The sequence below is a fragment of the Calditrichota bacterium genome (assembly GCA_016867835.1).
GTDB lineage: Bacteria > Electryoneota > AABM5-125-24 > Hatepunaeales > Hatepunaeaceae > VGIQ01.
Map to the genome: position 1 here is coordinate 1 of VGIQ01000128.1, position 7038 is coordinate 7038.

Annotated in this window: 9 protein-coding genes; 1 reads left to right on the forward strand and 8 read right to left on the reverse strand. The window is 59.7% G+C overall.

The window, feature by feature from the left end; genetic code table 11:
- Position 1: 1 nt before the first annotated feature.
- The gene (locus FJY67_10500; GenBank protein MBM3329880.1) at positions 2-274 is read left to right on the forward strand and encodes a T9SS type A sorting domain-containing protein; all 273 of its coding nucleotides are present in this window, start codon (positions 2-4) and stop codon (positions 272-274) included.
- 58 nt (positions 275-332) lie between these two features.
- Here the strand turns inward: FJY67_10500 and smpB are convergent, their stop codons facing one another.
- From smpB to FJY67_10540, 8 genes are all read right to left on the reverse strand, one after another.
- Positions 333-842 (reverse strand): SsrA-binding protein SmpB, encoded by a 510-nt coding sequence (smpB, locus tag FJY67_10505; GenBank protein ID MBM3329881.1) that lies wholly within the window; start codon positions 840-842, stop codon positions 333-335.
- A 141-nt stretch (positions 843-983) separates the two neighbouring features.
- Positions 984-1982 (reverse strand): peptide chain release factor 2, encoded by a 999-nt coding sequence (gene prfB / locus FJY67_10510; protein ID MBM3329882.1) that lies wholly within the window; start codon positions 1980-1982, stop codon positions 984-986.
- Positions 1983-2109: 127 nt separating this feature from the next.
- Positions 2110-2841, reverse strand: coding sequence for a GNAT family N-acetyltransferase (locus FJY67_10515; GenBank protein ID MBM3329883.1), 732 nt, complete (start codon positions 2839-2841; stop codon positions 2110-2112).
- On the reverse strand, positions 2783-3010 hold the full coding sequence (locus tag FJY67_10520; protein MBM3329884.1) for a sulfurtransferase TusA family protein: 228 nt from the start codon (positions 3008-3010) through the stop codon (positions 2783-2785). Before FJY67_10520 ends, FJY67_10515 begins: the two co-directional genes overlap by 59 nt.
- A gap of 7 nt (positions 3011-3017) precedes the next feature.
- Complete coding sequence (locus FJY67_10525) at positions 3018-4463, reverse strand: bifunctional metallophosphatase/5'-nucleotidase (GenBank protein MBM3329885.1); 1446 nt, start codon at positions 4461-4463, stop codon at positions 3018-3020.
- The gene (locus FJY67_10530; protein MBM3329886.1) at positions 4460-5164 is read right to left on the reverse strand and encodes an ABC transporter ATP-binding protein; all 705 of its coding nucleotides are present in this window, start codon (positions 5162-5164) and stop codon (positions 4460-4462) included. Before FJY67_10530 ends, FJY67_10525 begins: the two co-directional genes overlap by 4 nt.
- Positions 5157-5453: a TIGR04076 family protein gene (locus FJY67_10535; protein MBM3329887.1), complete on the reverse strand. Its 297-nt coding sequence runs from the start codon at positions 5451-5453 to the stop codon at positions 5157-5159. The genes FJY67_10530 and FJY67_10535 overlap by 8 nt, the downstream gene beginning before the upstream one ends.
- 31 nt (positions 5454-5484) lie before the next feature.
- Entirely contained in the window at positions 5485-6738 is a 1254-nt protein-coding gene (locus tag FJY67_10540) for a hypothetical protein (protein MBM3329888.1), read from the reverse strand.
- Between the last annotated feature and the right edge of the window lie 300 nt (positions 6739-7038).

Sequence of the window (7038 nt, forward strand, 5' to 3'; positions counted from 1 at the left end):
GATTGATCTTGGAGGGCGGGCATTCCTGCCTGCCCTAAGGGCGGACAAGAATGTCCGCCCTCCAAGTGCGCAAGTGGGGGGTCTCTTGCCGGTCCGGCTCAGCCTCTACGCGCTCGACGGGCGGGAAGTGCTCCGCCTCCACGACGGGCCGCTATCCCCCGGCACCCATCAGTTCAGATTCTCCACTTCGATCAGAATGCCATCGGGAGTCTATTTCCTCCGCCTTCAGGCCGGAACCCATTCCCGCACCGTCAAAGCCGTTCTAATGCGCTAATCTTGGAGGGCGGAAATCATCCCGCCCCCCAACCCATCCAACATACCCGAAGCGTTCATTACTTTCGTCTATCGTTGATCGTTCGGCGCAGTTTCTTGAAACGGTCCAGTTCCCGCTTCTCTTCACGTTCCTTTAAGACTTGACGCTTGTCATACTTCCTCTTGCCGGTCGCAAGCGCAAGTTCAACCTTGGCCCATCCCCCTTTGAAATAGACCGCCGTCGGAATGATTGTCATTCCTTTTTCGATGACCTTTAACCCGATCTTACGGATTTCGTTCGCCTTGAGCAGCACTTTGCGTTCGGCACGTTCCCTGTGCCCGCCATTGCGGGAATTCTCGTAGAGCGGGATATGCAGCGACACCAGAACAACTTCCCCATTGCGGACGACCGCGTGCGCATCCTCGAATCCGACGCGTCCCAGCCGGAGCGACTTCACTTCGCTCCCGGTGAGCACTAGCCCGGCTTCGAACCGCTGCAGGAGGTGATATTTGAAGTCCGCCTTACGGTTGCGTCCCACGATCTGGACGCGCTCCCGGTCGGTAGTTGGTTGTCGGTTGTCGGTGGTCAATTGGAATCCGTCATAGCGAGCTGACAGTTGGTCGGCACAGCGTCAATTTGCGGTAGATAGCAGGCATTGGGCCAATAGTCCAGGTCTTGCTGCAAACGCGTGTATGCATCACCGGGCGTTTCGTAATTCGTTTACGATTATCTAACCTTTGGCGGTGCTAAGCAAGTAAGCCTCGATGAACCGATCGATGTCGCCGTCGAGAACGCCGTCGGTGTCGGAGGTCTCGACATCGGTGCGCAAATCCTTCACCATCCGGTAAGGATGCAGCACATATGACCGAATCTGAGATCCCCAGGCGATCTCACGCTTCTGAGCCTCCATCGCATCGCGCTTCTTCAGTTCCTCGTCGCGCTGCTTCTGCAGCAGCCGCGCCAGAAGATATTTCATAGCCATATCGCGATTGCGATGTTGGGAGCGTTCCGCCTGACAGGTTGCTACAATTCCGGTCGGAAGGTGCGTGATCCGCACTGCCGAATCGGTCTTGTTGATGTGTTGACCTCCGGCACCCGAAGCGCGAAAGGTGTCGATCCGCAGATCCGCCGGGTTCACGGCGATGTCGGGATCGCCCTCATCGACTTCGGGATAGACGAAGACGGAGGCAAAACTGGTGTGCCGCCGGGCGTTGCTGTCAAAGGGCGATATCCGCACCAACCGGTGGACTCCCGACTCGGCCTTAAGATAGCCAAACCCATAGTCTCCCGTAATCTCAACCGCCGCCGACTTTATCCCGGCTTGTTCGCCCGGTTGTAGGTCGATCACTTCGCTCTTCCATTTGCGCCGTTCGCAGTAACGCAGATAGAGCCGGAGTAGCATCGCCGCCCAGTCTGCCGACTCGGTTCCACCGGCTCCGGCGTGGACCGTCAGGATGGCTCCTCGACGGTCATCGACACCGCCGAGCATCAGGCGAAACTCCCACTCACCGAAGACCCGCTCGATGCGCTCCGCTTCGCGCTCCAGTTCGAGCCTCTCCTCACCCGGAGCGCTCTCCAGAAGAGCGGCTAATTCAGCGAGGTCTTCGACATCTCGACTAAGGCGGTCGTAGCCGACTACCGGCTCCTCAAGCCGCGATATACGCCGTCCGATGTCGCGGGCGCGGTCGGGATCGCTCCATAAAACCGGATCGGCGGCTTGCTCCTTCAGGAGCGTAAGTTCGCTGCGCTTCCCGGATACGTCAAAGCGACCTCCCGAGCGCGGAGAGACGCTCTTTCAGGCTCTCTATCTCCATCTACTTACCTCTTTTGCCTTCACTTCTTACTTCTGCTGCAACTTAGCCCATCTGAGAGTCGGCTTGCATCACGAGGTCTTCCATCTTCTGCCAGGCTGGTTCGACGGCCATCGAGATTACCACCATATCGTGATAAATGCCCTTCGGGTCTTTGACCCAGTCGCGCAGGATTGCGGTTACCTCGAAGCCGAGATGTGTGAAATGTGCGATCTGTCCCTTTTGCGGCCTGATCAATTCGAGAGCGACGCGCTCGACATCGCGACTACCGGCAATTGCAAGCAGTTCGCGCACCATCAGCGTTCCGATGCCGGAGCGCCGTAGTGAAGGTTCGACAACGCCCCAAATATGAGCCAGATGGCGGGTCCAGGAATGGCTCTCATGAGTCAGCGTCCAGAGCGCGACGATCCGGCCGTCGTCCATCGCCACCAGCGGCACCACCCGGCTGCGCGGCGATGGCATCAACCAGTTGTGGAGTGTATCGGGATCGGAGGGATCGTCCCAAAAGTAGATCCGTTCGTTCTGAGGCAAGCCGCGAATGAACCCGGCGACCGCCGGTTCGTCTTCGGGAGTAAGGCTGCGCACCACGACGGGCCGTCCGTCGCGGGTATGAAACTGACGCGGGTAACTGGCGAGCGGCAAGGGATACTCCGGTTTGTTCTTGATATCTATGGATAATGGCAGTGCCCTCTTTCCGACGGCTGCCCTAATTGGTTTTCTATATCTCCTTGCGCAGCCGAATCTCCCAGACCCGCCCCCTAACCTCGGCATCCACATAGACCTGACGGTTGGCTTGACACCAGTCCTTCAAGTCCTGCGCCGCTCCCGGATCGGTCGAAATCACCAGGAGTTCATCGCCCCGCGCCATTCTCTTTATCTCCGCCGAAGCCTTGATCACCGGCAGCGGGCAGAGCAGCCCATAGCAGTCGATCGTTACCAGCGCCAAAGTTCCCTCATCTCTCCTGAGGTAGGACGATCACTTTCTGCCGCTGAACGCCCTCCCTCATGACATCCTGCAATTTGATCGGCAACTGAAGCGCCGGCCGATCGGTGCGGACCAGTCCGGTCAACTCGGTGAAGCGGTCCCAAACCTGACCGGTCGTAATCACAGCAAAGGTGTCCTCCGGCCGTACGATATAGTCGCCGACCCGCAGTTGCCCGGTCGTGTCGCCGCGCGACGGGGCGGTCAGGCCGCTCCAGATGAGCCTCGGCACTTTCGTTTTGCGCCGGGTTATCCGGAAGAGTTCCTCACCCGTCAACTGAAAAACCACCACCGGTGTCGGAATCGGCGCCGCCTCGATCAGGTGCCGCTCGGTGATCGGGCCTTCCGATATGCCCTTGCGCAGCGAACTCCGGTCCAGTAATGCAAGTTGCGCCGAAGCGGCCGTCCGCCTCAGTTCGTCGCAAACCCAACGATGGAATCGGGTAGCAGATGGACCTTTGCCCTCAACCAGCCAATCGCCCTGTAACTGCCCCAGGACCTTCTTGCCAAAGGTGGAGTGCTTCTTTTCGAGAAAGGCTTCGTAACGCGCCAGATCGTCATCGTGCGGCAAGTCGGCGGTGAGCGGAATCTGCTCCGCAGTGAGTCCTATCAACCCGCCTCGATCGGCGTCGTATTCAAGTCGGGATCGTCCCAGATAGGTTCCTCCGGTCGGCGCCGGCACGATCCAGGTGCGGCCTATTCGGCGCGGTTCTATATCATTTGAGCGCGGATAATGTCCACCGATAATGACGTCGATCCCTTTAACCGACACCGCCAGAAGGCTGTCTTCCACCAATCCCAACTGCGACAAGACTACAACGAGATCCGCCTTACCGTCGCGAGCCTTAAGGACCCGGGACAGGGCTTCCTCCGGGCTGTCGATGCTTACTCCTTCCAACCCGCTTCGCAACACCACCTCCCCGAGGCTGACCGGCACGACGCCGCTGACGGCGATTCGCACCCCCCCGCGCTCGAGCAGGGTATCCGGCTTGAACAACCGACCGCTCTTCTCGTGTCCGGCATTAGCCACGACGACGGCAAACGACGACTTCTTCAGCGCCTTCTGCAGGTCTTCCCAATCCCAGGCAAAATCGGCAACTCCCGGGGTGAAGACATCAACGCCGAGCCGCTTCAACACCTCAACTTCCGAGGCGCCCCGGGTGGAATAAGCCGGGAACGAACCGGCCAACTCACCGCCGGCGGCCAGCGTCAGTGTAGCCGGATTGCCGCTTCGCTCCGTCTTAAGCATCCCGCCGAGTGCAGCGACGCCGCCAGCCATCCTGCGCTCGTCGCCGATAGCGATGTCCGTCGCTCCGCCCTGCGCTACCCTGTCGCTCCAGTAATAGAGCGTCAATTCGACTGCCGGAGCCTGGCCGCAAAACAGGAATAAGATTGTGAGCAATACCGACCGGGTCATTTGAGCAGGTCAGGTGAAGTGGTTATCGAACAGATATGCCCCCCCGACTCCAGACGCAAAATCTTCGCGCCGACCCGGGTATAGAATTCACCGTCGTGCCCAATAAGCAAGACTCCCCGCCCGGCTTTAGCCTGTTGCCCGACAATCCCCGACAATTGCTCGACCCCCTCGTCGTCCAGACCCGCCGTCGGGTCGTCGAGGATCAGAAACGCCGGCTCCATGGCAATTATACCGGCCAGTGCAACGCGTCGCTTTTCGCCGCCCGACAGTTCGAGCGGATGCCGATGGCGATAGTCGGAAGGCGTCAGCCCCATCTGCGTCAACGCTTGGCTGACCCGCAACTCTACAACAGGCCGCTCAAGTCCGATATTGATTGGCCCGAAGGCAACTTCGTCTGCCACCGTAGCGGCAAAGATCGAACGCTCGGGCCGCGCCGGACACCATCCTACCAGAGCCACCCTCTCCCGCACCGATAACGGCCGCTCAAGCGAGCCTTCAGCCTTGACTACACGTCCTCCTTGCGGTTCGAGCAGCCCCTTCAGAATCATTCCCAAAGTCGTTTTGCCGACTCCTATAGGTCCGGTCAGCGCAACAATAGCCCCGGCTGCCAGTTCAAAGTCGATGTCCGCAAGCACCACGTCCCGCGAGCCGGGATACCGAAACGTGATCCCCCGAGACCGCAGGGTAATGGCTTCACTCAACGACCGTCACTTCAAAGATCACCGTCCCGCCGCCGATGGACTTCTGTGGATCGGGGCACTGGATATAGGCCGCCTTTTCGCCCGGTCGCGCCAGGCCGAGCGATACCGGATCGACTCCGCTGGCGAGTGCGACATAAAAGGGAAGGAGCGCAGAAAGGGCGTGCAGGCAATACACGCTGCGACCTTCGAGCATATACCCGGCGCGGATTGTGAATTCGTCGCCCAGCCGGTAGCAGGGACAGAATCCGTTGATCTCAACAACCCGCACCCTGAGGTTCTTCTTTTCCATGCCTCCTCCCAGACTTAACGCCAACCGTCGTCTAACGAAACGGCCCCCAAATCCGCACTGTCCGGTCGCCCGAGGCCGACCCCAAGAGCGACCCGCTGCGGTTCCATGCAATTCCATAGACCACATATTCATGGCCTTGCAGCACGCTGGTCTGCTCCCCGGTGTCGGCATTCCAAACCCGAATAACCCAATCCTGCCCGGCGCTGGCAAGGGTCACCCCGTCGGGGCTGAAGGCGAGCGCTTCGACCGCCTGCGTATGGCGCATCTCCGCGCCCGGCACCGGCCGCTCGCCCAACTGCCAGAGCCGAACCTGCTCACCTTCCGTGCTGGCGAGCATATCCCCGGAGGGCGAAATCGCAAAGGCGTTCGATTGGCCCACGACAAGTCCCGGCACCCGAATGCGGCGTGTGATCGGCAGGTTGGTGTCGCTCAGGTCGCACCATCGCACCGAGTCGGCCGAAACAACGATCAGAAACCGGCTGTCGCTCGTGAACTCGAACCATCCCTTAAGGTCGGGAGCTCCGACCGGCCGACCTCCGGCGCCGACGCCGTCGTAAAGCGTGATTCCCCCGATCTTGAGATCTCCGACCGCGAGACTTCTCCCGTCGGGGCTGAACCGGGCGCGATTGCCAACGAAGGTCTTCTCAATCCGGTTCTGCACCAGGCTCCAGAGATTGACTTCGTCCCGGTCGCGCGATACGCTTACCAGATAGGTCTGGTTCGTCGAATATTGAACACCGCTCACTGCCCCGTTATGGCCGCGCAGTTCCCGCACCAACGTTCCGCTCATCAGGTCCCACAACTGGATGCGGTAATTGCCCGATCCCGATGCCGCGCCGACCCCGTCCGGTGAAAACGTAACATCCCGCATCGTCCCTTCCTGACGCGGGAAGGTCTTGAACAGCGTCCCGCCCTGCACCCGGACGACCGCAGTGAAGGGGGAATAACCGTAGAGATTGTAAGACCGGACCTTGTAGTAATAAACCCGGTCGATCATCCGGCCGTAAAGGTGCGCGGAGGTTTCGCCCGACCGCACCGTCTGCACCCCGACGAACTGTGTGTCCGCGCCGACGCTCTCGTGGATGTCGAAGCCGTCTTCGTTGTTGGAGTTGTCGCGCCAGGAGAGGATTACCTCGCCGCCGGGAGCCATCACCGCGGTCAAATTGAGCGGCGGATTGGGGACCGCCGTCGGGTCCGTGCCGTCATCACCGACAATCTTGTCGTCCTTGCAACTGGTGAAGGCCAGCAAGGCCACGGTCAATAGCGAGCATAGCGAGCGGTTCATAGCCTACTCCTTCCTATTCCAGTATCAAGTTAGGGAGTTAAGCGAACCTACGACGTCGTTCCCGCGACAGCGGGAACCCAGTCGATGCAATCTGAACTGGATGCCCGCCTGCGCGGGCATGACGATACCTCTACATTGCGCTTAACTTCTCAAGCAGATACTCTATATTTATATGTACTATCTTAGCGATCTGTTGACAGTGTGATGGCTGTTCAAGTCCCCGAAGGCGTAGCCGAAGGGGACTTGAACAGCGCCCTTGGTCACAGGACGCTCCGTGGATAGATTGTCTTGTCTACTAAA